The organism is Prochlorococcus marinus str. AS9601 (assembly GCF_000015645.1).
GTDB lineage: Bacteria > Cyanobacteriota > Cyanobacteriia > PCC-6307 > Cyanobiaceae > Prochlorococcus_A > Prochlorococcus_A marinus_O.
In genome coordinates this window covers 493,261-518,893 of sequence record NC_008816.1, presented here as the reverse complement: position 1 = coordinate 518,893, position 25,633 = coordinate 493,261, and the positions used below count along the sequence as shown (strand labels likewise).

The 25,633-nt window shown below is 32.4% G+C and carries 28 protein-coding genes; 10 read left to right on the top strand and 18 right to left on the bottom strand.

What is annotated here, in order from left to right; all coding sequences use genetic code 11:
- Window positions 1-54: 54 nt before the first annotated feature.
- The gene (locus A9601_RS11995) at window positions 55-711 is read left to right on the top strand and encodes a phosphoribosylanthranilate isomerase (protein WP_011818045.1); all 657 of its coding nucleotides are present in this window, start codon (window positions 55-57) and stop codon (window positions 709-711) included.
- Here A9601_RS11995 and folE read toward each other — a convergent pair.
- From folE to A9601_RS11965, 6 genes are all read right to left on the bottom strand, one after another.
- Window positions 708-1,448, bottom strand: a complete 741-nt coding sequence (gene folE / locus A9601_RS11990; RefSeq protein WP_011818044.1) for a GTP cyclohydrolase I — start codon at window positions 1,446-1,448, stop codon at window positions 708-710. The two genes, A9601_RS11995 and folE, sit on opposite strands and share 4 nt — an antisense overlap.
- Before the next feature lie 153 nt (window positions 1,449-1,601).
- Window positions 1,602-2,336: an SDR family oxidoreductase gene (locus A9601_RS11985; protein WP_011818043.1), complete on the bottom strand. Its 735-nt coding sequence runs from the start codon at window positions 2,334-2,336 to the stop codon at window positions 1,602-1,604.
- Window positions 2,311-3,318 carry an acetyl-CoA carboxylase carboxyltransferase subunit alpha gene (locus tag A9601_RS11980; protein WP_011818042.1) on the bottom strand — a complete coding sequence of 336 codons (1,008 nt, stop codon included), beginning with the start codon at window positions 3,316-3,318 and terminating at the stop codon, window positions 2,311-2,313. The genes A9601_RS11985 and A9601_RS11980 overlap by 26 nt, the downstream gene beginning before the upstream one ends.
- Before the next feature lie 3 nt (window positions 3,319-3,321).
- Window positions 3,322-4,362, bottom strand: coding sequence for a long-chain acyl-[acyl-carrier-protein] reductase (locus A9601_RS11975; protein ID WP_011818041.1), 1,041 nt, complete (start codon window positions 4,360-4,362; stop codon window positions 3,322-3,324).
- 109 nt (window positions 4,363-4,471) lie between these two features.
- Window positions 4,472-5,200 carry an aldehyde oxygenase (deformylating) gene (locus A9601_RS11970; RefSeq protein ID WP_041484595.1) on the bottom strand — a complete coding sequence of 243 codons (729 nt, stop codon included), beginning with the start codon at window positions 5,198-5,200 and terminating at the stop codon, window positions 4,472-4,474.
- Between the two features lie 111 nt (window positions 5,201-5,311).
- The gene (locus A9601_RS11965; protein ID WP_011818039.1) at window positions 5,312-6,106 is read right to left on the bottom strand and encodes a creatininase family protein; all 795 of its coding nucleotides are present in this window, start codon (window positions 6,104-6,106) and stop codon (window positions 5,312-5,314) included.
- Between the two features lie 66 nt (window positions 6,107-6,172).
- Here A9601_RS11965 and A9601_RS11960 point away from each other — a divergent pair, with 66 nt between their 5' ends.
- The 3 genes from A9601_RS11960 to pgeF are packed head-to-tail and all read left to right on the top strand — an operon-like array spanning window position 6,173 to window position 9,085.
- Window positions 6,173-7,378: a S1 RNA-binding domain-containing protein gene (locus A9601_RS11960; RefSeq protein WP_011818038.1), complete on the top strand. Its 1,206-nt coding sequence runs from the start codon at window positions 6,173-6,175 to the stop codon at window positions 7,376-7,378.
- Window positions 7,375-8,280 (top strand): Tab2 family RNA-binding protein, encoded by a 906-nt coding sequence (locus tag A9601_RS11955; protein WP_011818037.1) that lies wholly within the window; start codon window positions 7,375-7,377, stop codon window positions 8,278-8,280. Before A9601_RS11960 ends, A9601_RS11955 begins: the two co-directional genes overlap by 4 nt.
- Before the next feature lie 22 nt (window positions 8,281-8,302).
- On the top strand, window positions 8,303-9,085 hold the full coding sequence (gene pgeF / locus A9601_RS18300; RefSeq protein WP_343205481.1) for a peptidoglycan editing factor PgeF: 783 nt from the start codon (window positions 8,303-8,305) through the stop codon (window positions 9,083-9,085).
- Between the two features lie 6 nt (window positions 9,086-9,091).
- Here pgeF and A9601_RS11945 read toward each other — a convergent pair whose 3' ends face one another.
- The 3 genes from A9601_RS11945 to hemH all read right to left on the bottom strand — a co-directional run bounded on the left by A9601_RS11945 (window position 9,092) and on the right by hemH (window position 12,585).
- On the bottom strand, window positions 9,092-9,442 hold the full coding sequence (locus A9601_RS11945) for a hypothetical protein (RefSeq protein WP_041484518.1): 351 nt from the start codon (window positions 9,440-9,442) through the stop codon (window positions 9,092-9,094).
- Window positions 9,443-9,509: 67 nt separating this feature from the next.
- Window positions 9,510-11,273 carry a biosynthetic-type acetolactate synthase large subunit gene (gene ilvB, locus A9601_RS11940; RefSeq protein ID WP_011818034.1) on the bottom strand — a complete coding sequence of 588 codons (1,764 nt, stop codon included), beginning with the start codon at window positions 11,271-11,273 and terminating at the stop codon, window positions 9,510-9,512.
- Between the two features lie 136 nt (window positions 11,274-11,409).
- The gene (hemH, locus tag A9601_RS11935) at window positions 11,410-12,585 is read right to left on the bottom strand and encodes a ferrochelatase (RefSeq protein WP_011818033.1); all 1,176 of its coding nucleotides are present in this window, start codon (window positions 12,583-12,585) and stop codon (window positions 11,410-11,412) included.
- A gap of 66 nt (window positions 12,586-12,651) precedes the next feature.
- Here hemH and A9601_RS11930 point away from each other — a divergent pair, with 66 nt between their 5' ends.
- The 5 genes from A9601_RS11930 to A9601_RS11910 all read left to right on the top strand — a co-directional run bounded on the left by A9601_RS11930 (window position 12,652) and on the right by A9601_RS11910 (window position 17,082).
- Window positions 12,652-13,821, top strand: a complete 1,170-nt coding sequence (locus A9601_RS11930) for a site-specific integrase (protein ID WP_011818032.1) — start codon at window positions 12,652-12,654, stop codon at window positions 13,819-13,821.
- Between the two features lie 34 nt (window positions 13,822-13,855).
- Window positions 13,856-14,548, top strand: coding sequence for a cob(I)yrinic acid a,c-diamide adenosyltransferase (gene cobO / locus A9601_RS11925; protein ID WP_011818031.1), 693 nt, complete (start codon window positions 13,856-13,858; stop codon window positions 14,546-14,548).
- A gap of 128 nt (window positions 14,549-14,676) precedes the next feature.
- Window positions 14,677-15,381, top strand: a complete 705-nt coding sequence (pyrH, locus tag A9601_RS11920) for a UMP kinase (protein ID WP_011818030.1) — start codon at window positions 14,677-14,679, stop codon at window positions 15,379-15,381.
- Window positions 15,382-15,403: 22 nt separating this feature from the next.
- On the top strand, window positions 15,404-15,952 hold the full coding sequence (gene frr, locus A9601_RS11915) for a ribosome recycling factor (RefSeq protein ID WP_011818029.1): 549 nt from the start codon (window positions 15,404-15,406) through the stop codon (window positions 15,950-15,952).
- Window positions 15,949-17,082 (top strand): NAD(P)/FAD-dependent oxidoreductase, encoded by a 1,134-nt coding sequence (locus tag A9601_RS11910; RefSeq protein ID WP_011818028.1) that lies wholly within the window; start codon window positions 15,949-15,951, stop codon window positions 17,080-17,082. The genes frr and A9601_RS11910 overlap by 4 nt, the downstream gene beginning before the upstream one ends.
- A gap of 24 nt (window positions 17,083-17,106) precedes the next feature.
- Here the strand turns inward: A9601_RS11910 and tal are convergent, their stop codons facing one another.
- The 4 genes from tal to A9601_RS11890 all read right to left on the bottom strand — a co-directional run bounded on the left by tal (window position 17,107) and on the right by A9601_RS11890 (window position 21,824).
- Window positions 17,107-18,108, bottom strand: a complete 1,002-nt coding sequence (gene tal, locus A9601_RS11905) for a transaldolase (protein ID WP_011818027.1) — start codon at window positions 18,106-18,108, stop codon at window positions 17,107-17,109.
- A 90-nt stretch (window positions 18,109-18,198) separates the two neighbouring features.
- Window positions 18,199-19,950, bottom strand: coding sequence for a peptidoglycan D,D-transpeptidase FtsI family protein (locus tag A9601_RS11900; RefSeq protein WP_011818026.1), 1,752 nt, complete (start codon window positions 19,948-19,950; stop codon window positions 18,199-18,201).
- Complete coding sequence (locus A9601_RS11895) at window positions 19,950-20,378, bottom strand: hypothetical protein (RefSeq protein WP_011818025.1); 429 nt, start codon at window positions 20,376-20,378, stop codon at window positions 19,950-19,952. Before A9601_RS11895 ends, A9601_RS11900 begins: the two co-directional genes overlap by 1 nt.
- A gap of 84 nt (window positions 20,379-20,462) precedes the next feature.
- Window positions 20,463-21,824, bottom strand: coding sequence for a CPBP family intramembrane glutamic endopeptidase (locus A9601_RS11890; protein WP_011818024.1), 1,362 nt, complete (start codon window positions 21,822-21,824; stop codon window positions 20,463-20,465).
- A 116-nt stretch (window positions 21,825-21,940) separates the two neighbouring features.
- On the opposite strand from A9601_RS11890, the gene A9601_RS11885 reads away from it, so the two are divergent.
- Window positions 21,941-23,269, top strand: a complete 1,329-nt coding sequence (locus A9601_RS11885; RefSeq protein ID WP_011818023.1) for a histidine phosphatase family protein — start codon at window positions 21,941-21,943, stop codon at window positions 23,267-23,269.
- A gap of 53 nt (window positions 23,270-23,322) precedes the next feature.
- Here A9601_RS11885 and lepB read toward each other — a convergent pair whose 3' ends face one another.
- The 5 genes from lepB to A9601_RS11860 form a co-directional block, all read right to left on the bottom strand.
- Window positions 23,323-23,982 carry a signal peptidase I gene (lepB, locus tag A9601_RS11880; protein WP_011818022.1) on the bottom strand — a complete coding sequence of 220 codons (660 nt, stop codon included), beginning with the start codon at window positions 23,980-23,982 and terminating at the stop codon, window positions 23,323-23,325.
- Window positions 23,983-24,011: 29 nt separating this feature from the next.
- Window positions 24,012-24,368, bottom strand: coding sequence for a Spx/MgsR family RNA polymerase-binding regulatory protein (locus tag A9601_RS11875; RefSeq protein ID WP_011818021.1), 357 nt, complete (start codon window positions 24,366-24,368; stop codon window positions 24,012-24,014).
- On the bottom strand, window positions 24,365-24,919 hold the full coding sequence (locus A9601_RS11870; protein ID WP_011818020.1) for an inorganic diphosphatase: 555 nt from the start codon (window positions 24,917-24,919) through the stop codon (window positions 24,365-24,367). Before A9601_RS11870 ends, A9601_RS11875 begins: the two co-directional genes overlap by 4 nt.
- Window positions 24,909-25,163 (bottom strand): hypothetical protein, encoded by a 255-nt coding sequence (locus tag A9601_RS11865; RefSeq protein WP_011818019.1) that lies wholly within the window; start codon window positions 25,161-25,163, stop codon window positions 24,909-24,911. Before A9601_RS11865 ends, A9601_RS11870 begins: the two co-directional genes overlap by 11 nt.
- Before the next feature lie 96 nt (window positions 25,164-25,259).
- Window positions 25,260-25,610 (bottom strand): hypothetical protein, encoded by a 351-nt coding sequence (locus A9601_RS11860; protein ID WP_011818018.1) that lies wholly within the window; start codon window positions 25,608-25,610, stop codon window positions 25,260-25,262.
- Between the last annotated feature and the right edge of the window lie 23 nt (window positions 25,611-25,633).

The window sequence follows — 25,633 nt, the reverse complement described above, 5'->3', positions numbered from 1 at the left end:
AATAAACTCCGCTATATTTAGCAATAATATTAATTTTACATACATGATAATCATATGCCCAAGACTAATACTTTAATTAAAATTTGTGGGCTAACTTCAGAAGAACAAGCTCTTCAAGTCTCAAAATTAGGAGCCCATGCTATCGGCATTATTTCAGTGGAAGAGTCGCCAAGATTTATATCAGCTGAGATTAAGAAAAAAATTTTTAAAACCTTAGAAAGGTTTTATCCAAAAATTGAGAGAGTATCAGTTGTAAAGAATTGTCCAATAGACTTAATTATTAAAAATTTCTTAGGAAGCCCTAGTGAAACTATCATTCAATTACATGGAGATGAAGATATTGATTACTGCAAAAAAATAAGGGATAAAATTCCCAATATTGGCTTATGGAAGGCTTTCAGAATAAAAACAGAAAAGGATATTGATAAAATAAAACCTTTTGAGGATTTTGTAGATGCTATCCTACTTGATTCTTGGAATAAAGAAACTTATGGAGGTTCAGGGGAAAAAATAAAATCTTCTTATTTAAAGAATCTCCAATTTAGCAAACCTTGGTGGTTAGCAGGTGGAATATCAATTGAATGGATTAATGAAATACTTACAGATATCAAACCTGATGGACTAGATATTTCAAGTAGTATTGAAATTTCTCCGGGTTTAAAAGATATTAAAAAAACAGAGGAACTTTTTAAGTTGTTAAAAGGAATTTAGTAATTATTAGTAGCGGACTGCTGTTTTACAAGCTCAAAAAATTCTTGTTTTAAGCTTAAATCGTGTCTAAAATCGCCTCTCACAACAGAATTAATCATGCTTGTATTTGGCTCTTTGACTCCCCTCCACTTCATACAATAATGTTGGGCCTTTACAATAATGCCTAAGCCTTTAGGTTCACACAGTTTTTCAATTTCATCTGCAAGGATCATAACAGCCTCTTCCTGAATATGAGGTCTTGAGAAAACCCAATCAGCAACCCTAGCAAATTTTGAAAGTCCTATTACTTTATTTCCAGGTTTAATTCCTATCCAACACTCTCCAAGAATTGGAACTAAGTGGTGTGAGCATGCAGATCTGACAGAAATTGGGCCAACTGTATAAATTTCATCAAGATTCTTGTCATTAGGGAAACTTGTAACTTTAGGTTGTTCATGATATCTGCCTTTGAAAACTTCATTTAAATACATTTTTGAAACTCTTTCAGCAGTTTCTTGAGTATTATGATCATTTTCAACATCTATTACGAGGGACTTTAGTAAGTCTTTAACCCTTGAGGCTACTTCTTTTTCTAAAATTTCTAATTCACCAGGATTTATAAAATCTGCAATATTATCGTTGGCACTAAATCTTGTCCCAGAACTCTTAATTCTGTCTCTAATAATTTCAGAAATTAGTTTATTAGTAATCTGGTCGTCAAAGTTTCTAATATTATCGTTGGGTAATGTAGAGGTCATAAAATTTTAAACAGAAAATTGTATGCAACTTAATTAACTGTATCTTCTAAAAGCTTAATTGCTCATATACTATATCACATTCGCTTGTTCAATCGGGTTCAAATAGCACTAAAAAAAATCACTGTTTTAAGATTAATCAGATAGACAGAATGTTTAAAAGGCTCCGCCAGAAGGCATCAAAGTCAAGTCTTCGATCAATTGTGATTCAGGTTTTTGAGCCATGTAGAGAATAGTTTCTGATACCTCTTTTGAGGAGAGCATAGAAGTTCTATCAAAATCAGAATTGATTGATTCGGAGTCCCAAAGAGGAGTATTTACTGAACCCAGAGTTATTGTGCACGCTCTTATTGAATTAGACCTCTCCTCCTCCCTCAAGCATTTAGTAAACATAGCTAGTGCAGATTTTGAAACACAATAAGCTCCCCATTGGGGGAATGCATTATAAGAAGCATGACTACTAACATTAATAACTAAACCACCATTTTTTCTCATGTGAGGAATGATTGAACTACAAATTTGAAAAACACTTGTGAGGTTTATTTGAATAGTTTGTTCCCATTGACCTAATTCCATTTCAACTAAAGGGCCATTAAATGCGCAACCTGCATTATTTATCAATACTGAAGGGCACCCATACTTGTCAATTGCCTCTTTAACACAATGCTTTATTTCTAGAGGATTAGATAAATCACATTTTACTAAGTTAATTTTTGATTTAGTGGTCAACAGTTCGCTCTTTAGTTTCTCCATTAAATCCATATTCCTGGAGAGTAAAATTAAATCCCAGCCAGCATTGGCAAAAGTAATTGCGGTAGATCTACCAATACCTTTCGTAGCACCCGTTATAAAAGCTAGTTTCAAGTTATTCGGTTTTTTGGGGGATTTCACTATAAATCTCTTCAATATTATTTGCTTCGATAAATTTACCTAAAATCCTGAACTTTTTGTATCTTTCCTCAATTAATTGGTCTTCAGGCATTTGAAGTAGAGCATTCAGATGTTTCTCAATAGCCTCTTTTAGTGTATTACCAGCATCTAAAGGAGCCCAATTATTCCCACCAGAAGGTTCTGGTAAAACCTCATCTATAATACCTAATTTAAGTAAATCATTGCCTGTAATTTTAAGTGCCGATGCGGCTTCTGGTGCCTTCGCAGCATCTCTCCACAAAATTGATGCACATGCTTCTGGACTAGCAACCGTATAAACACTGTGTTCAAACATTAGTAACCTATCGGCGACACCTATTCCAAGTGCGCCTCCTGAACCTCCTTCTCCAATTACGGTAGCAACAATTGGAACTTTCAAGCCAAACATCTCTCGAAGGTTTCTTGCAATTGCTTCACCTTGACCTTGTTCTTCAGCTTTTAAACCAGCATAAGCTCCAGGAGTATCAATAAATGTAAGAATTGGCAAAGCGAATCTATTTGCATGCTGCATTAATCTAAGAGCTTTTCTGTAACCTCCTGGTTTTGCCATCCCAAAGTTTCTTACTACATTTTCTTTTGTATCCCTTCCTTTCTGATGCCCTAACATCAACACTGGTCTATTATTTATCGAACCTATCCCCCCAATTAATGCCATATCATCGCCACCATTTCTGTCTCCATGTAATTCGATCCAGTCATCACAAAACATTTGAACAAAGTCTAAAGTACTTGGTCTTTGCGGATGTCTAGCTACCTGAATCTTTTGAGCAGGGGTGAGAGATTTAAATATTTCTTCTCTTCTTCTAGCAGCTAAGGTTTCAAGTTGTAGAAGCTGTTGACTAACATCTACCTCTGAATCTCGAGCTAATTCTTTAATTTGCTCTATCTGCTTCTCAAGTTCAACAAGAGGCTTTTCAAAATCAAGAAGGTAACGTTTAGCCATGATTTAGACAGTTAATACTTTAGGCTGCTTATCAAGTCCAATGGCGGAAAAACCATGCTTTAAAGAAGCTGCTCCAATAAATTCCATCTTTTCAAGGGAAATGTTATTTCTTCCCCAACTAAAGTTTGTATGACACTTCTCAAATTCTAAAATCATAGCTTCTGCAAAGCAAGCAAACATCTCTCGCTGAGGGTTTTGCATTTCCGCAAGTTCCATCATATTCCAACCAATATCATTGAAAAACTCTACTATACCTCCTTTTAAAACATAAATATTTTCACCCTGAAATTTCTCATCAAGATTTTTGGGATATCCACCATCAATCATTAAACATGGTTTTTGTAAGTTGTCAGTATTAATTTCAATAGTTTTAGGCATACTTGCAACCCACACAACAATGTCCGCCTGAGGCAATGCCTCATCCAAACTTGTTATGGTGCCACCATCTAATTCTTTTTGTAACAGCGCTAGAGGTTCTTGTTGTCTTGCTACCATAAGGAGTTCTGAAATCCCAGTTTTATTGATAAGCCACCTACAAACAGCGCTACCAATATCACCTGTAGCACCAATTACAGCAACAGTTGCTTTTTTAAGGTCTATCCCAATGCGAGGAGCATTTATTTCTAGTTGCTTACAAATAACCCAGGCGGTATGAGTATTGCCAGTAGTAAATCTTTCCCACTCTAATGAAGTATTTCTAATTTGTTTATGCTGTAGAAGATTAAAATTCTCAAAAATAATAGAAGTAAATCCTCCTAAAGCTGTAATATTAATCCCTTTTTTCTGAGCTAGTTCCATAGCATTTAGTACTTTTCTTCTAGCGGTTTTAAACCTAGAAAGCATTTCTGGAACAAAGCAAGAATCTATATAAGAACCTTCAATAGATATTCCAGTTGCACTCTTAACTTCTACATTTTCAACAAGCTGAGGAGGAGCAGTACACCAAACATCCAAGTCGCCATCAGCAATGTGATCAAAGCCTAGCATCGAAGCTTTTCTTTTTGCATCTTCAAAACTGGTTGAGTGGCCTATTAACCCAAACATTTAAAATTTATAAATGGTTTCTATACGATGTTAAGAACAATAGCACAGAGATAACTACTTAAATAGGATTGATTAATTATTAAAAAGCCTTAATTAATTAGAAATGTAACTAGACGATAGCGGCCATAGCCATTCTTGCAATTTCTCTATTATCTAGACCTATTTCCATTAATGTATCTTGATAAGCAATCATAAATTCTTCCATTAATTCTTCTTTGTCCATAGCTAAAACTGATGCGTCATCTGCTACTTCATCTAACATCTTTTTAATTAACGGAAGATTAACCTTATTAGCTTCCATTAATTCCTCTTTACAAGTTGATAGATTCTCTTTAAGCCACTCTTGGCCGTAATTTAAATGAAGATATTCATCTTTAACCACTCCCTCTGTTATTTTTTTTGCGAAAGGATCCGCAACTCTTATGTACACGTTATAAGCAGAAATTGCAAATGCTTCAATTAAGATGGCTTGTATTAAAAGACATGTTGTTAAATTTCCTTTTTCAAGAGCAACTTGAAAATTACCATGTAATTTAGAAAAGAATTTTTTAGCAAAATCCATATCAGCTACTACACCTAAATTTCTTCCACATGCAGTGAAGCCTTTTTTATGCTTCATTTCCATTCTCGCCAATTTCGTTAATTCCTCTACCTCATTTGGAATTAAAGTTGCTATTGAAATGTAATTATCATGAGCCTCTTGCTCTCCCTCTATAACAATTGCATTTATTCTGCTGTATGCATCCTTATAAGAATCTGTGGTGAAGTCGGGTAAATCTAGAGAAATCGGATTAATCGATTCTTCAATAGTTTTTTTATTTGATTCTAGAGTTTGCATGTCAGTAATCTTTAGCTCATTATGCATGAATATTACATGATTATAGAGAGTTTATTTAAATATCATGAAAATAGTTTCAATTGTTAAGTCACATTTTTTACTTAAACTTATTTAAGAATTGTTTGGCCAATCTGATTGCATCAGATTCATAATCAATTTGAACCAATGATTAATCAATAATTCCTTTAAATTTTTTCCTAAAGACTCATTTGCTCCTCTACTATCTCCAATAACACCTGATTTACTGAAGTCGTCAGTAAGCCAAGCAGTTGGCGCGTTCCCCTCTAGACTCCAGCCTTCTGGGATCTGTCCTTTAATGCCCTCATTTGGGCGTTCATTACCCACTAATTCTGGTTTTAAAGCGAGCATCAAACTTGTTTCAGCTAAAGAGGCATGAAGCCCATTCTCGATCTCAGTTTTTGTTAACAATTGACTTAATCCATTAACACCACTCCATAGGAAACAAGGGAAAACTGCCATCTCTGGTGAGAAACTTCTTAGCTCTCTTGCCGCTGTATTTAGTAGTGAGATTTGACCTCCATGTCCATTTATTAATATCAATCTTTTAAAACCCATTTCAGATAATTGACCTCCGACTTCCTTAATCATTGAGGTTATTAAATTTGAGGAAAGTGAAATTGTCCCAGCAAAACCTTTATGTTCTGGCGAAAACCCAATATATTGAGTTGGAAGTTTTTTTAATGGAATATCGGCAGGTAATAATTTAAAAACTTCGCTAATGATATCATCAACAAAAATACTATCTGTAGCAAGAGGCAAATGAGGTCCATGTTGCTCTACAGCACCAAATGGCCAAATCACTGTTGATCTTTTTTCTGTTGCAATACTCTCAATTTCTTGCCAATTTAAATATTCAAATTTATTAGATATTGGTTTAAAGTTCATTAATTTTAATTTTGAGTACTAACATTTAGAGTATGTTAATAATTAATTATTCTTATTTTACCTACGATGGGAGCAAGTAATAAAAATGCCCAAGATAATATCCAACCAAAGGGCAATAAAAAACCTCTTCAGGTACTTCACATAAGCAAGAAAGATTCTCAAGAGATAAATAATGAGCAAAACAATTCGCAAGAAGATATAAAAAAAGAAAATATTGCAATCAAACCTCAAATCATTAAAGATAATTCAGTAAAAGAAATTGAGGACAGTAATGAAAAGACTAAGGATTTTGATATTTCTCAACAAGATTTAACTCAACAAGATTTAAATAGACCGCTTAATTTTTCTGAGCAAAAAATAGATTTTCAATTAGAAAGAACAGTTGATGAATTCGATTTTGATGAAAGTGCTTTTTTGGAGGCTTTAAATGCAAATGAGCCAATTGGGGCTACTGGAGAAACAATTTCAGGTAAGGTTATAGCAATCGAAAGTGATGGATTATATGTTGACATTGGCGGAAAGGCACCTGGTTATATGCCCAAAAAAGAATGTGGTTTGGGTGTCATAACTAACTTTAAAGAAAAGTTTTCTATAGGCCTTGAAATGGAAGTTTTGGTTATCAAAGAACAAAATGCTGATGGAATGGTAACAGTGAGCGCTCGGGCATTAATTCTCAGGCAAAGTTGGGAGAAAGTATCAAATTCCGCAAAAAATGGAGAATTAATTAACGTTTTAATTAATGGATTTAACAGAGGTGGGCTTACTTGTGACGTAGATGGATTAAGAGGATTTATCCCCAGATCCCAACTTGAAGATGGTCAAGATTATCAATCTTTTGTTGGCAAAAATCTAAAAGTGGCGTTTCTTGAGGTTAATCCAGAATCCAGAAAATTAGTTCTCTCTGAGAAGAAAGCATCATTAGTCTCTAAACTTACAAGTCTTGAATTAGGTCAATTAATTGAAGGAGAAGTTTTAGCTGTAAAACCATATGGCTTTTTTATTGATTTAGGGGGAGCTAGTGGACTTCTTCATCAATCCTCACTAACAAATGGATCGATTCGTTCTTTACGAGAAGTTTTTAGAGAAGGGGAAGTTATAAAAGCTTTGATATCTGAAATAGACCTCGAAAAAGGGCGCATTGGTCTCAATACAGCACTCCTAGAAAACTCTGCGGGAGAATTAATTATTGATAAGCAAAAAGTTATGCAAGAAGCCACAGAGAGAGCACTAAAAACTAAAGCACTCTTCGATAAAAAAGAACAAGATAAATGAACAGTAATAAAAAAATTGAGTCAAGTCTTAAATTAAAAATTTCAGATTGGGAATTAGACTTTTACTCAAGACCAATTATTGAATCAAATGGAAAAAAAAGGTGGGAATTAATTATTTGCTCTACGAGAAGTTATAAGACAGAAGATGTTTTTCTTTGGAATAAAAAGTGCCCTGCTAATGAAGTTAATTCAGTTTGGCTTACAAAGGCACTAAATGAAGCAATAAGTGAGGCAAAAAAACAAGGGTGGGAGAAACCTTCTATAGTTCGATTCTGGAGGTCGTCAATGAAGTCGATCATTAAGAGATCTCTGGAGGCCGTAAGTATTGAGGCTATTGTAAGCAGAAGAACTTTCAATTTATTAGATAGAATCGAATTTCTTGAAAAAGAGATTTATCCAAAGGAAAAAGGTTATGTAAGAGGTGTACTAGCTCCTACTTTTACTTCTAAAATGGAAAACCCTCCTACACCTCTACCAGAAGCAGTCAGGGGTGATGCTTTAACTATATCTGAAATATCAATTGGCGAATTAAAATCAGCAGAAAATTGGCCCATGGAATTTGGAGATATTTTCCCAATTCAGCAAAATGTTAATGATAATTACTTAGTTCCAGGATTAAGACTTTTTAGCAAAGATAGATCTTTAGCACTTTCTGCATGGTTTAGTTGTTTAGAACCTATTAAATTAGTCGTAAATAAGAACCAACTCATACTTGAAGCTGCAGAAGATGATAAGTGGCTGGTAACTGATTTACCAGAAAAAGATGCAAACATTTTGAATACAAAGTTTTTGGAGAATAAAAAAAATTCTTTTGGCTATCAATTTATTTCAATACAGTCAACGCCGTATATCGAAAAATTTGCAGGATTCTGGATCTTAAGAGATATTGAATTAATTTCATAAATTCAGTTTAGGAGCAGGAACTATTCCTTACAAAGAAATATATTTCTCAAAAGATGAAATTTATATTCAAAACAAAAAATTTGAGTATTATTCATCACCTATTCTTAGTCAAAATAATTTCAAACATGCATACTTCACGAAGTCTTGCTCTGAGAAATTTCTTCAATTATTAGGGAATCACTTTAAAGAAAATTCAATAAATTGTGTTTCCAATCAAATGCACAGCAATGTGATAGTGTTTGGATCTCATTCGCACAAAGGAACCAAGACTGATGCAGATGGTCTTTTTGGCAATAAATGCAGTCAAAACTTATGGGTTTACACAGCTGATTGTATGCCAATATTCTTTGCAGATAAAAGAACAAGAAATGTAGCAATCTTGCATTGTGGAAGAAAAGGTTTAGAAAAAAAAATAATAAAAAATCTGGTAAAAATTTTCGATACTTTTGGGACATCTAGAGATGACTTACTTGTTGCAATAGGACCAGCGATTTCTAAGGAACATTATCTAGTTGATAAAATGACACTCAAAGAATTTTATAGAAAGGCCGAAAACAAAAACATAACTGTCAAATTGACTAAAACTAAAAAAGATCTTAGTTTTAGTGATTCAAATCACATCAAAGAGCAAAACTTAGATCAACTTGATCTAAAAAGATCTGCCTATAAACAACTTTTAAATGAGAACATCCCTCATACAAATATAGACATCTCAAATTTATGCACATACAAATTCAATAATGAATTTTATTCCTGGAGAAGGAGCAAAACAATCTCGAGACAATGGAATCTTATTTGCTCATAAAGATAATTAACTTGAACAAATTTCACCAGTTAAGTCTTTAGCAACTAATAATTCGGTCATCTCCTTAGTCCCTTTTATATTAAAAACTTTTGCTAACAAAATATTCTCTTTGAAACCAAAGGGTTTTATTTTCACTTTGCTTCCCCTTGGGAATTCTTTCTTAAGTAAATTAGTTGCTTCAAGCTCATCATTTTCATTTACATCTACACAAAATAATCCAATCGTTAAATTTCTATTTTGATCCCCCACCAAAATAGTATTTGAACTTTTAATTTGAAGAATTTCAGCCGAGTTAACTATTACAGGATTAAAAACAATCAAGCAGATTATAAGTAAAAATTTTGATAATTTTTTCAATTCAGAAATATCTAAGGTTTGAATTATATTAAAGTTAATTTTTTGTAAAAGAAGAATTCAAAAAAAATTAATCTTCACAATTAACATATCCAACCATTTGAGCATTACTTTTACCAGGAGGAACCATTGGATAACAATTTTCACCTCTTCTGACAAGAATATTAATTAAGGCAGGGCCATCATGATCAAGCGCACTTTTTAATTCATTCTGTAATTGTTTTCTATCAGAAATTAAGTATCCTTTAACTCCAAAAGATTCAGCAAGTTTTACAAAATCAGGTTCACCACAACTCATATCAGATGAGGAATATCTTTCATCGTAGAAACTTTCCTGCCATTGTCTTACCATCCCTTGCCAGCGATTATTGATAATAATCAATTTCACCTTTAGACCATATTGAGATAAAGTGCCTAATTCTTGAATATTCATTAATACACTTGCATCTCCTGCAATACAAATTACATCTGAATTAGGTAAGGCTGCTTTTACTCCAATTGCCGCTGGCAATCCAAAACCCATAGTTCCTAAGCCTGCACTACTAATCCATTTTCTTGGAGAATTCCTAAGATATTGAGCAGCCCACATTTGATGTTGTCCTACATCTGTAGTGACATAAGCTTCTGGTGAAAGTTCCCTCACTTTTAAAAGAACTTCCTGTGGATAAATTTCTCCTTCTTTAGGCGGGTCATATAAAGGGTGTTTATTTTTCCAAAAATCAATTTTTTCTAACCAGTTTTTCGTCCGACAAGTAAATTTATTTTTTAGAGATTGCTCATTAATTTTTAGAATAGCTTTTGAAACATCAGAAACAATTGCAACATCTACGCGTCTATTTTTATTAACTTCTGCTGGGTCAATATCTATATGAATTACCTTTGCATTAGGCGCAAAAGTATCTAATTTTCCTGTAACCCTATCATCGAATCTAGCTCCAACAGCAATTAAAAGATCACATTCTGTAACAGCAAAATTTGCGTAAGCAGTTCCGTGCATTCCCAACATCCCTACTGATAAATTGTCTTTTTCATCAAAAGCGCCCTTACCCATTAAGGTTGTAGTTACGGGTATTTGATAATTCTTTGCCAAAGTTCTTATTTCATCATGAGCTCCTGAAGATATTGCCCCACCTCCCACATATAAAAGAGGTCTTTCAGAATCTTCTATAAGTTTAATTGCTTTATTAATATCGAAATCATTAATATCTCCGTTCCTTTTAAATCCTTTAGGAATAATCTCACCAGGCAAAACTCTTTGGTAATTAAAGAACTCCTGACCTACATCTTTGGGTATATCAATTAAAACAGGTCCAGGTCTACCAGAGGAGGCTATGAAAAAAGCTTCCGAAACTACTTTCGCGATATCTGAAGGATTTCTTATTACCCATGAATGTTTCACTATTGGAAGAGTTATACCAAAAATATCAGTTTCTTGAAAAGCGTCTGTCCCTATAGCAGGTCTTGGGACTTGGCCTGTAACTACAACTAGGGGGACTGAATCCATTTGAGCAGTTGCAATTCCAGTTACCAAATTTGTCGCACCTGGACCTGAGGTACCAAAACATACTCCTACTTCACCAGTAGATCTTGCATATCCATCAGCGGCATGGGAACCACCTTGTTCATGCCTTACCATGTAATGCTTTAACCAACCTTCTTGTTCCGCCTTATGAACAGCGTCATATATAGGTAGTATGGCTCCACCAGGATATCCAAATATAACTTTTACCCCATGAATTTTTAAAGAATCCATTAGTGCATCTGCACCAGTTATCCAAACTGGATTTTCATGTTTTGAACTACCCTTTGAAAAGGATCTCGAAGTAAGAGTCACTAAAGAAATTCAATATTTACTATAAATTTTAAACTTAATTAAATACTTTTGCCTCATTTAGAAATGTAATGTCAGAAATGTATTCAGAAAATCTTTCAATAGATTTAATTTTTTTCAAGTAAAAATCAATTGTTCTTTATAAAATGCCAAGTTTATGTAGAGGTCCAGAGCCTGAAATAAGTTCAATAAAAAGCACAAGAAAAATAATCATTGCCACCCTTCCGTTCCACACCTCTGAACTATTATTCCAACCCCATTGCCACTTTTCTTGGGGATAAAGTTTAACTTTTTCAGGCAACTTAGAAGCCTCCTCTAAATTAACTTGAGGCCCTTCCAAACAGGAAATCACGAGATCACTTAGACCTTCAATAAAAGTAGGATGAGTATTTAAAGCTTTAACTCTCCGAAAGTTTTTAATACCAGCCTTTTCAGCAATTTCTTTATATTCAATATCAATTTCTTGCAATGTTTCAATATGCTCTCCAACAAAACTTATTGGAACCACAATCAGATCATTAACATTTGATCTTCCAAGATCAGCTAACACTTCTTCTGTATAAGGCTTCAACCATTCAACAGGACCAACTCTACTTTGATAAGAAAGTGTATGAGGGTTAGTATGTCCTAAACATTTTTCCAGCTCATTTATTATTAAGAGAGAACAATCTTCAATTTGTTGTTTGTAAGGGTCTCCAGCTTCCTCTACGTAACTCTTAGGAACTCCATGAGCAGTAAAAAATATATGCGCTTTTGAAGGCAATTCACAAAGTGAAATTTGTTCAGAAATTAATTCAACCATAGACTTTAAATAACCTGATTGACTGAACCAACTCCTAACACATCTCATTGGAACCCTCTTAAATTCATCATCAGCATCCCTCAATTTTTTTAATTCCCTAAAGCTCGAACCACTAGTACTTATCGAAAAATGTGGATACAAAGGTATTACAACAACTTGATCTATGCCGTCGGCTTTCATATCAGCTATTGCTGATTCAGTAAAAGGATGCCAATATCTCATGGCAATATAGGTAGTAGCATTAAGTCCTTTATCCCGTAATTTAGATTGTAATTCTCTCGCTTGTTGTTCAGTTATCCTTCTGATAGGAGAACCTCCACCTATAGAAAGATAAGCCTGTTGTGAAGTAGTACTCCTCAGCGTACTAATTAACCAAGCTAGGGGCTTTTGAAAAACAGGAAAAGGCGTCCTGATTATTTCTGGATCAGAAAAAAGATTGTATAAGAATGGGCCTACATCAGTAATGCGTTCAGGCCCTCCTAAATTCATTAGTAAGACGCCTATTTTATCCATCTTAAAATTTATGGAGATTGAAAATCAACATACAAAACGTCATTATATGGACAATTATATAAGTAAATGAACTTAATTCAGGAAATTAATAATGTCAATGATAAATTTGCTACTCAAGGAAGCAAGCTTAAAATTGAGAAGAGAGGAGAGAAATTAAATATTCGTGGTTCACTACCCTCCAAAGAAGATAACAATAACTTTAAAATTCAAAGAATATCTCTTGGTTTAAACGCTGATATTTCTGGATTAGAGGAGGCCAAAAAAAAATTACAATTAATCAATTTGCAATTGGAATTGAATCAATTTGATTGGATTAACTGGATTGGCAACCCTTATAAAAAGCAAATAAAAGATGGTTCTGAATTCCCAAATAGATTAAATCAATTTGAAGAATTTTTTTTTAAAGAAAACAAAAGTGATTTTCGAACCAGCACTAGAAAAACTACTTGGAAAAGTTCTTACAAACCATATATGAAAAGAATCCTAAATATTTACAATGATTATGAAAATGAATCTTTAGAAAGAATATTTCAAAAAACACTTGAAAGTTACAAGGAAGGTAGCAGAAGTAGGAAACAATGCGCTACTTCTCTTAGTGTTTTGGCTAAGTTTTTGGAAATTAAACTACCAGAGGATTGGAAATTAAATTCTAGAGGATATGGTCTGAACAAAGCAGGATTTAGGGATCTGCCTAAAGACGAGTTAATTGTGAAACTTTGGGAGACAATCCCAAACAAATCTTGGAAATTTGTTTTTGGTTTGATGGCTACATACGGATTAAGGAATCATGAAGTATTTTTTTGTGATTTAAGTTCTCTAACTAATTTTGGGGACAAAATTATTAGAGTTTTACCTACTACTAAAACTGGGGAGCATCAAGTTTGGCCATTTCATCCTGAATGGGTTGAAAAGTTCGAATTATCAAAACTTGGTGAAAATCCAGAACTACTACCAAATATTAATACAGACCTTAAAATTACAACTTTACAAAATATTGGAAAAAAAATTACAGATCAGTTTAAGCGTTACTCTTTACAAATAAAACCTTATGATCTAAGGCATGCATGGGCAGTAAGAACAATTTTTTATGATTTGCCTGATACTGTTGCTGCCAGAATGATGGGACATTCGGTTAGTTTACATACTCAAACTTATCATCACTGGATTACTAAAAGAGATCAACAACAGGCAGTAAATAATGCACTTTTAAAAGTTAAAAGAGCTAAAAATATTTAAAGATTTATAATTATTTAATAAAAATTTGGATCATATGCAAGAAAAACCTTCATCTTCCGAGAAAATATTTAACCTCGATAATCAAGCAAATAAACTTGGAATGGGAGGTAAATTATCACCAGATAGCGATGAGAGCTCATATAAAAAAAGAATGCAGCAAAGAAAAGATATTCAAGCCGAAAGACTACAAATTAGAAAAACAAAAAAAGGATTATTGATTGTTTTTACAGGGAATGGGAAGGGCAAGACAACTGCATCTTTAGGTATGGCTTTAAGGACGATAGGACATGGCTATAAAGTAGCAATAATTCAATTTATAAAAGGAGGCTGGACCACTGGAGAAGAGAAAGCACTTAAAAATTTGTCTTCAAACATATCTTGGCATTCATTAGGTGAGGGATTCACTTGGGAAACACAAGACAGGATAAGAGATGAACAATTAGTTCAAGAGGCATGGCAACTAGCCAAAAAATACATAAAGAACGAATCTTATAAACTTATCATTCTTGATGAAATTAATATTGCGACAAAACTTGGTTATCTTGCACCCGAAGACATAATAACTTTTCTAGAAAGCTTAAATAATAGAAAAAATCATATTGTCTTAACTGGAAGAGGAGCGTCTGATTCAATTATCAATTACGCTGATTTAGTTACAGAAATGAAACTAATAAGGCATCCATTTAAAGAACAAGGAATAAAAGCACAAAAGTGTGTTGAATTTTAAATTGAAGCAAATTAATATTTAAATTTTATTTAGTCAGATTTAGAAATGTTTAAAGACGCAAGCAATATCTGAACAAACAATAAATTTGGTGCATTTACTTGCTAATGTCTTAAAAGTACAATTATTGAATGACTTACAAAAGAGTTCTCTTAAAACTTAGTGGTGAAGCACTAATGGGTGAAAAACCTTATGGTATTGATCCTGCTATAGTTCAGTCAATCGCGGAGGATGTTTCAAAAGTAGTCGAAAATAATGTACAACTTGCAATAGTTGTTGGGGGTGGGAATATTTTTAGGGGGCTTAAAGGGTCTGCAGATGGCATGGATAGAGCGACGGCTGATTATGTTGGAATGCTAGCAACAGTAATGAATGCAATTTCACTTCAAGATGGTCTTGAAAGAGTTGGAGTTGCAACCAGAGTGCAAACAGCCATCGAAATGCAGGAAATTGCCGAACCCTACATCAGAAGAAGGGCCATGAGGCACCTAGAAAAAGGTAGAGTTGTAGTCTTCGGAGGTGGATGCGGAAATCCATTTTTTACAACTGATACTACGGCAGCTTTGAGGGCAGCAGAGATTAACGCTGAAGTTGTTATGAAGGCTACTAAGGTTGATGGAGTATACGATCGTGATCCAAATCAATTTAAAGAAGCAAAAAAATATTCCTCTCTCAGTTATCAACAAGTTCTTAGTGATGAAATTGCAGTAATGGACAGTACTGCAATTGCACTTTGCAAAGATAATAATATCCCAATTATGGTTTTTGATATATTCAAAAAAGGGAATATTTCTAGAGCTGTTGCTGGTGAGCCAATAGGCTCTTTAATTAGTTAAAGATCATTTAATTTTTTTAATTATGAAAGAAAAAGAAATTCAAGAAAATATGAATAAAAGTATTGAAGCTACACAAAGAAACTTTAATACAATTAGAACAGGTAGAGCTAATGCTTCATTGTTAGACAGAGTAAGTGTTGAGTACTACGGAGCAGAAACACCAATCAAATCGCTTGCCACCATAAGCACTGTTGATTCACAAACAATCTCAATACAACCTTTCGATATTTCATGTTTACAAGCTATTGAGAAATCTATTTCTATGAGTGATTTAGGTATTACTCCAAATAATGATGGGAAAGTAATAAGAATAAATGTTCCTCCTTTAACAGAAGAAAGAAGAAAAGAATTTTGTAAATTAGCCTCTAAATACGCTGAGGAAGGAAAAGTAGCCTTGAGAAATATCAGAAGAGATGCTGTTGATAAAGAAAAAAAAGACGAAAAAGATGGCCTTATTTCAATTGACGAATCGAGAGATAATCAATCTGAAATTCAGAAAATTACTGATAAATATATCGCTTTAATAGAAACTAAATTGTCTGAAAAAGAGAAGGAAATTCTAAAAGTTTGATAGAATTTGATGTTGTAATAATTGGTGGAGGTCTATCAGGATCTTCCACTGCTCTTAACCTATCAAAGAAAGGATATTCAGTTTTAATTATTGAAAAAGAAAAATCCCAAGATTACAAACCATGTGCAGGTGGGATGGCATCTTCAATGCAAAGATTTCTTCCTTTAAATATAGAAGATTGCATAGAATCAAAAATTAAAAATGTTGAATTCAGATGGAAGGCTGCAGATAATGTAACTGCTGATCTGACTGGTGAATCGCCATTTTGGATTGTTAAAAGAGAAAAACTAGATCAATTATTACTTAATGAATCCTTGAGTAATGGAGCTCAGATAATGAGACCATTATTGATAGAAAAAATCATAAAAAAAAATGATAAATGGGAAATTACTTGCAATAACAAAATAAAATATATTACAGAATTTCTTGTAATTGCAGATGGCTCCCAATCGAAATGGGCGAGTTATTTCAATTTAGGGCCAAGAAAACCGAAATTTGCCAACACAATCTCATTAAGATTGAAAGGGTTAGGTGAAATACCTAGAGATGCAGTTAGATTTGAGTTTGGATTTATAAAATATGGTTTTGCATGGGCATTCCCCCTAAGAGAAAGCTTAAATATTGGTTTAGGTACTTTTATAAATAATGGTCTCTTAGAAAATCAGGCTATAAATAAACAAGTTATCAGAAGCTTCGGTTTTGATGATTTTACTAATAAAACAATTACTAAGAAACTGAGAATATGGAATGGCTTCCACTCAATTAATGGTGACAAAGTTTTAGCGGTTGGAGATGCAGCATCTCTATGTGATCCATTTTTAGCTGAAGGAATTAGACCATCTTTAATTAGCAGTTTTTATGCTGCAGAATACATAGATCAGTTCCTATCAGGGAAAGTAGATGATTTAAATCTTTATACGAAGAAGATTAACAACATTTGGGGGAAATCAATGGCTTGGGGGAGGAGAATAGCGCAGGTATTTTATAGATTTCCCAGAACTGGATATCAATTAGGTGTCAAAAGAAAAACAGCACCTAAACGTATTGCTCAAATATTATCAGGAGAAATGAGTTATGAAGATATTGCTAAAAGAGTTATCAGACGACTATTAACAAAAAGGGGGGCTTAATTCTTTTTCAATTCGAACTTAACTTTAGTTAGCAGGAATCAATTTATGATTTTTAATTTCTGAATATCTCTTTATTAGCAGCTCTTCTAATTCTTCTATAGCCTTACTGAATCCAGTGATTCCTTCACTAAGCTTTTCACTTGCCATTTGGTCTTCTAACATACTTAATCTGAAATCTTTTTCTTCAAATTCGTAATCAATAGAATTATTTATTTGGGTACTTTCATCTAATTTCCTAACTAACTCCCCTTTTTCTTTTTTAAGTTCCTCAAGAAATTTTGGTGCAATTGTTAAAAGATCGCAACCTGCTAATTCTTTTATTTCATCGAGATTTCTAAAACTCGCTCCCATTACTTCTGTCTTGAATCCCTTTTCTTTAAAGTAGTTGTATATCTGTGTTACCGAAATAACACCAGGATCTTCAGCACCAACAAAACTAGTTTTACCAGTTTTTGCTTTATGCCAATCTAATATACGGCCAACGAAGGGAGAAATTAGAGTTATCTTTGCATTGGCACAAGTTACAGCTTGGCAGAAGTTAAAAAGTAAAGTTAAGTTGCACTTAATACCCTCTTTTTCCAAAATTTCAGCTGCCTTAATTCCCTCCCACGTTGCTGCAATCTTAATTAAAATTCTTTCCTTTTCAATTCCAAAATTTTTATAAAGATTGATCAATTTTCTTGCTTTTTCTACCGTAGCGTCAGTGTCAAAGCTCAGTCTCGCATCAACTTCTGTAGATACACGCCCTGAAATAATTTTCAATATTTCTTTTCCAAAAAATACTGAAACTTGGTCAACAGTTTCTTTAATTAATTCAATTTCAGAGAATCCTTGGGACAGTGTCTTTTGTGAACTTTCTAAAGCTTTATCAATTAACTTCACATAATCAGGGTTCTTAGCAGCAGCAAGTATTAGCGATGGATTAGTGGTGGCGTCCCTTGGTTGAAATTTTTTTATCGAATCTAAATCTCCAGTATCTGCAACAACAACGGTCATTGAGGACAATTGTTCTAAAATTGATTTCATATCTAGATAATCGTATATATACATAAACTAGCTTTTATTCCTGATGAAATCATCAGATAATGAACTAAATATTTATAAAAATGGAAAATTTTAGGGTTTTTTAACAATCATTCCGTGATCATTAACATTAGGAGGTATTTTTTCAATTACTATCAAACTCTCGATAATTTCTTTCGCTACAGGTACTGCAACAGTTGAACCATATGCATATGATTTAGATGGCTCATCAACAACGACGAGGACAGCAAATTTTGGATCATTAACTGGTAAGGTTGCGACAAAACTACAAACTTTTTTATTTGTATATGAACCATTTATGGCTTTTTGAGAAGTACCCGTTTTCCCAGCTATCCTATAATCCTCGATTTTTGCTCCAGATCCACTACCTTTATCAACTACACTCTCCATCCATTGAAGAACAATTTTAGAGACATCCGGTGAAAAAAATTGTTTCTTTGGATTTTTATTAACTCTTTCTTTGAAAGTTGAGGTTACATGTGGAGTCACTTCAAAACCCCCGTTTGCTAGAGCCGCATGAAGTTGAAGCAATTTAAGTGGCGAGATTGAGAACCCTTTACCAAAAGAAGTTACAGCAGGCTCAATTGATTGATTTACAAATAAATCTTTGCTCTTTAGTTGGCCAGCAGTTGATTCAAATAAGTCAGTCTCTAAATTTTTATTTATACCTAAATTTTTTAGCCTATCCCAATAAATTGTAGGATCTAAATTTTGCATTATTTTTACCATCCCAACATTACTTGAAACCTGCAAAACTTTTGGATAGTCAATATATCCATTGCCTTTTTTATCCCAATTAGAAAGCGTCCATCCTCCAACATTAATTTTTCCAATATCTTCAACTACTCCATCTTTCTGGATTACTTTTTCTTCTAAAGCCAAGGCAAGATTAATAGGTTTAAAAGTTGAACCAGGTTCAAATAAATCTTGAGAATACCAACCTCTAAAGAGTTCAGAATTATACTGCCAAAATTTATTTGGATCATATGACGGAAATGTAACCAAGGAAAGAATCCGGCCATTATTAACATCCATAACTATGGCAAATCCCTTCTTGGCTTTCCATTTACTTACTTGCTTTGATAATGCATTGAATGACGCTTTCTGTAATTTTGAATCTAAAGTTAGGCCTAAACTTTTGTAATCAGAAATAAAATCACCTGGGGCTGAATTATCCGGTAGAGGAGTTCCATCTCCTCCTCTTTTTATTAAATTACTTTTATTAAAAACTTTAATTTGATTATCTAGATGAAGCTCTAAACCTGCTGAAGCCTTATTCTCATCATTAACAAAACCTACAAGATTAGAGTAAAGCTCCCCTTGTGGATAATATCTCTGCGAATATTTAAACAAATCAAGTCCGCTTATTTGAAGGTTCTTAATCTTTTCTGCCTTTTCTTCGGAAATTTTATCTAAAAGCTTGATGCCACTCACTTTATTATTAAATTTACTCAAGAGTATTTCACCATTTATATCCAAGATAGATGACAATTTTTCTGTAACTTCTTCAATACTGCGAACTCTATTAATTGAATCACCAGGAAAATTAAAATATTTTGGATGGGCCCATAATTTATAGAGCGGTTTATCGTAAGCAACTAGTCTATTATTTCTATCAACAATCGCTCTCCTTTTTTTTAAGGCGTTAGTTTTAGAAGACTGTATTAATCTAGCTTTCCTTTGTAAATCAGAAGCATTAAAGACTTGCAATTTAACTAACCTACCAAACAAACAAAATATTAATAGTAAGCTAAAAATATAGAGAAATTTAAATCTTCTTTGATCAAGGGGTATTAGACGAACGATTTTTTTGTATTTTTTCATCAATATCCCCTTTGATATTTGCTATCACTAAAACCTGCAATGAAACTACTTAAATTTTTCTTAAATAAACTTTCTTTTTTTTCTGGAAGTTTATCTAGATAGATTAAATCTTCAGGTTTAGTTTTTCTGTAAGTATTGATAGACTCAAGTTCACTAATATAAAATTCCTCAATTTTAGAAATATAATCAATGAGATTATTGTTAATAGCTCTTGTTTTAGATAAGTTTTTATATGTATTTGACCATTTTCTTTGACTATCAAAAGACGAGAAAAATAAGGTGAATATTAATACCAAAAGAGAGATATTAATGGTGTCAAAAATTTGATGTATTAATTTGATATTAATTTTGGATATTTTTTCAGAATTATTTTTACTTACATATGAACCTTTTTTTTTTAAATTAAGTTGATGCCCATAAGGTTTCATCTAAGATTTATTACTAAATAAAAGAAGTGTTATAAATTAAATAAACATCTTTTTGTTTGATTCGCAAGTAAAAAAATAAATTCTTTATGTCCTCAATAAAAACAAATTTAAGAAAGTCAATCCATTCCATAAAGAATGCATAATCACTGAGGAAAATAAACTCCCTGAAGCAATTCTCGTAATTGCTAATCCAATCCCTAGAACAAATAATGGCGGCATTTCTCCCAAACTTAAATGGGCTAATGCAAAGATAAAAGCTGAAACTATGATACCCGAAATAACTCCAAAATCTCTTGAAAGAGTTGGTAGTAAAATACCGCGAAATATAATCTCTTCAAATAGAGGAGCTAATAGAGTTGTTGTTACAAATAATAGAAAAAATGATAAGTAATTATTATTATTAAGAACAATTTCCAGCAACGGGTTACTACCATTCTGATTATCGATCAGACTATTCATAATTAGAGAGATCAATAAAACAAAAGGCACAATTGTTAACCAACCTTTAATTCCCTGAATAATTGCATATTTTATTGGCAAGAAATTGAACTGTAAATAATCCTTTTTAAAAGTAAATTCACCATTTAAGGATTTAATTTGATAAAAAACTATCCATAATGGAGGAATAGCCATAAAAAGATATCCAAAGAAAATTTTTAAAGATTGAGACAATTCATTAGAGATATTTTTAGAAAAAAGTTCGACCAAACTGATAGAAAATAAAGGTGATACCACTTCTCCTAAAACAACAAATCCACCCGCAATTAATAAAACCATATCAATTAGTTCTAAATCTAAGGATTTAATTTCTTTCCAACCAAACTTTTTCAAAGATATAGTTGTCCATATTATTTTTAAAGCCAGAATAGAGCCAATAAGTATTGTTAAAAGTGGTATTAGTCTTATGGCTAATATTTTAAAAAACATTTTGCTTGAAAATGATTTTGTTATTAATGCACTATCGTCAAAATCAAATTTCCTGCTTAAAAGGTGATATAAAAATCTATCACCTTTAAATAAATCAAATTTTTCAGAATTTACTTTATATGAATTGTTATTAGATTTTTTTTCTATCTCATCAATCAGAAATTGATAGTTTTTATCTTGAAAATCTTTGGATATATTTTTATAAATTAAAGGATCATTTGATTCTGAAGTAATTATTCGAATTAATTTATTTCTTTCTGTTAGCTCTTCAAATGAGACATCAGAGAGTGATTTATTTATTTGAACAACAGGATCATTAATGATAAAAAATTTTTTAAAATTTACAGGTATTGATTGGACAGATAATTCAGCAATTTCTTGCTCTTTTTGACTAATATCAAATGAAACAGATGGTCTATTTAAACTATCTCTTAATCCTTGTTGCCATACAAAAAAAGTTATGACGATAGAAATAAAAGCTAAAGTGAGTTTTGACTTAGAAGTATTTTGAAAGATCATAACTTATTATATTCTTGAAAACTATAGTTAGTTATCATTGAATTTCCTTATTTCTATGTATCTATTTTAATCACGCCATGAGATGATTAAATTATCTTAATTTTCAAATTTATATAATGACTATAAGATTAGTTTTAGTTAGGCATGGACTAAGCAGTTTCAATGCAAAAGGATTAATTCAAGGAAGAACAGACGATTCATTATTAACCGATGAAGGATACAAACAAGCCCGAAAAGCAGGAAAAGCATTATCAAAAATAAACTTCGATAAAATTTATTCCTCCCCACTTGTGAGAGCGGCAGAGACTGCAAAAACAATTAAAAAGACCTTCAAAAAAGAACAAAATATTGTATTCGACGATAATTTGCTAGAGGTAGATCTTGGTGAATGGTCTGGTCTAAAAATTGATGAAATAAAAAAGAAATTTCCAGAAATTTACCCTATATGGAAAAATGATCCAGAAAATCTAATCTTAGAAAGAAAAGATTATAAAACTTATAAACCAATTCAAGAGTTATTTTTGCAAGCAACAAATTTTGTAGAAAATATTTTAAAAATTTATCTAGACAAAGATGATGTAAATATTTTAGTTGTAGGACATAATGCAATTCTCAGATGTTTAATACTCTTTTTAATAGGAAAGCCTAAGCAAGGTTTTAGAAAAATAAGATTAGAAAATGCTTCTTTCTCAATACTCAATATTTCAAGGAAAGATAACTCTTACAAGACCCAAATTGAATGCTTAAATCAAACTTCTCATCTGAATAAAAATATTCCAAATCAAATTGGTGATTCTAGAATATTTCTAATAAGACATGGTGAAACTAACTGGAACAAAGAAGGTAGATTTCAAGGGCAAATTGATATCCCTTTAAATGAAAACGGAAAAAATCAAGCTAGAAAGACTTTTGAATATTTGAGAAATATTTCTTTCAATAAGGCATTTTCAAGTTCAATGCATAGGCCTTTTGAGACTGCACAAATAATCCTTCAAAATAGAAAAGATTTAAAAATAGAAAGAACAGATTCACTTATAGAAATTAGTCACGGATTATGGGAGGGTAAACTGGAAGCAGAAATTAGAGAAGAGTGGCCTGCTTTACTAAAAAATTGGCATGATAAACCAGAAGAAGTAATAATGCCCGAAGGTGAATCTATAAAAGATGTATCACAAAGATCCGTAGAAGCTTTTGACAAAATCTGTTTATCTCAAAAGGATAATGATCTAAGCCTTCTAGTTGCTCATGATGCAGTCAATAAAACTCTAATTTGTAATATCCTTGGCATTAATTATTCAAATATTTGGATGATAAAACAAGGGAATGGTGGCATAACTATAATCGATCTTTTTAATGATCCCAACAAGCCCCCTGTGATTAGCGCTCTAAACATTACAACACACCTAGGAGGAATAATTGATTCAACCGCTTCAGGCGCACTTTAAATTAAAACCCTTTTTAAAATTTATTTCATCAAGTTAGATGCTGAAAAAGGGTATTAATTATTGAAAAAGCCAACTTGACTAAGAGGCCAAAATCTTAAATATGCTTTACCAATTATCTCTTTTTTATGAAGAAATTTACTTCCAGGCCAATATCTTCCGTCCCAGCTATTTGCCCTATTATCACCTAATACTAAAAAATGTTCTTCTGGCACTTTTATGTTTTCAAATTTACCACATTGATTAAATCGTGATAATGAGCATTTATAAGAGACATAGGGTTCAGGAATTAATTTATTATTTATTATTAATTCACCGTTAGAGTTTACACTTACAATTTCTCCTGGAAGTGCCACCACTCTTTTAATATAAGCATCGCAAGCTTGATCCCTCAAACCAGGAATAAACGACATTGGAGGAAAACTCATAAAAAAACAATATCTTTTTTTTGGTAAGGGCTTAGATCTTGATGAGATTAATTTTTTGTCAAACGAGTAAGGTGAGTTAAAAACAACAATATCTCCTCTTTTTGGTAAAGAGTTTCTTAGCGAAAATTTTTCAATAATTAACCTATCATTTATTTGTAATTCTGGGAGCATTGAACCAGAAGGGATATAACGTGGTTCTGCAAAAAATGATCTACAAGAAGAAACAAAAAAAGTTAATGTAATTAGTAGACCCCATTCTTTTAAAAAACTTTTTATGGAACTAGGCATAGGATTAATAAAGTCTTGATTTTCTTAACTTATAAAAATTGTTTTGCATATTCAATTTCGTTAAAACCTAATATTACTTTTTTCCCTTCGTAAATCAAAAATGGTCTTTTTATTAACTTACCATCACTTAAAAGAAGTTGAATAATTTCTTCCTTTGACAAACTATCAATATCAAGATTAAGACTTTTAAAGGCTTTACCTCTTGTATTAAAAATCCTTTTCTTATCATCAGAGTATTGTTCTAAGGCTAGATTTAAATAATTAACAAGTGGAGGTTCTTTAACAATATCAATCAACTGAAATTCAAAATCTTTGCTTTCAAGCCACTTTGCAGCTTTTCGGCATGTAGAGCATTTTAAATAACTATAAAAAATTATTTTTTTCAATTTAATTTACTAATATTTGATTTCTTAAGTACTTTAAATTTTTTCTTTTTTGAAGGCAAACAACTTTTCAATAAATTTTCAACTACATCAAAATCCCTCCAACCATCAATTTGAACTGTTCTTCCATCGAGTCCTTTACTTGTTCTAAAAAATTCTGCAACATCCTCAAGCTGATTAGGCGCAATTTGATTAATACTCACTATATTAGCCTGCCTAGGATTAGCCATAGGCACACATAAAAGTTTTCCATCATAAGCACCACAATCATACATATCCAAAACTCCAATAGGTCTAGCTTTTATTAGACAACCCGCAAAAGTAGGTTCGTCCATGATCACCATTGCATCAAGGGGAGCTCCATCATCAGCAAGGGTATTTGGTATAAAACCATAATCAAAAGGGTACCTCACTGAAGAATGTAATACTCTGTCTAGGGCCATTATTCCTGCATCAGAGCAGTATTCATATTTATTCCTACTCCCTGCAGGTATTTCAACAACAATATTCACTATTCCCTTCATTGGAGATGGAGGTATTGAACTAAGGTCCATCTTTTTTAAAATCGTGATTATGAATTATCTCGTTTCCTTGAGAAAAAGGTCTGCCAATTAAAATGCTTATTGAAGGTAAAAAAATTGTCAAAAAGGCAAAAATAATACCTAAAGATGTTATGGAAAAACTCCTTATACTTAAGGGGTCATCATCATCTCTTTCAAAATCATTTCGATCAGAACCATGAGAAGATTCTTCGCTTGATTTACTTTGAATAAACTGCTTTGATTTCGTGTAACTCAAGAACTCTTAATTGGTAAAGATTAAGGAGATAATTAAACATCATTATCCTACATTCAAAATGTCAATAAATCAAAACATTGATTGGTGACTTTTTAATTACTCTTTTTCTAGCAAAGATCTAATAGATTTTAGTTCCTCTAATATTTGCGCCAGTATATTTTGAGAAGCGGACGAAGGTGTATTAAAGACCTCTACAGTGACTTCCTTTATTCTTAAAATATCTTTTGCAAATCTTGCTACTTCATTAGGATGGAATTTTAAAGGATCTTTTTGATCAGTCCTAAATTCGGGATTTAATTTTCTTGGATTAAAACTAGGGTTTAGATTTCTTAAATCTGTATTTGTATACCTATAGACAGAAGCTCTTGATCTATTTAGGAATTTTTGAACTTCATCAATACCTACTAATTCCTCTTCACTAGAAATATTTGAATCTATATTTTCCATAAACTTAAGAAAATGATTAAGAA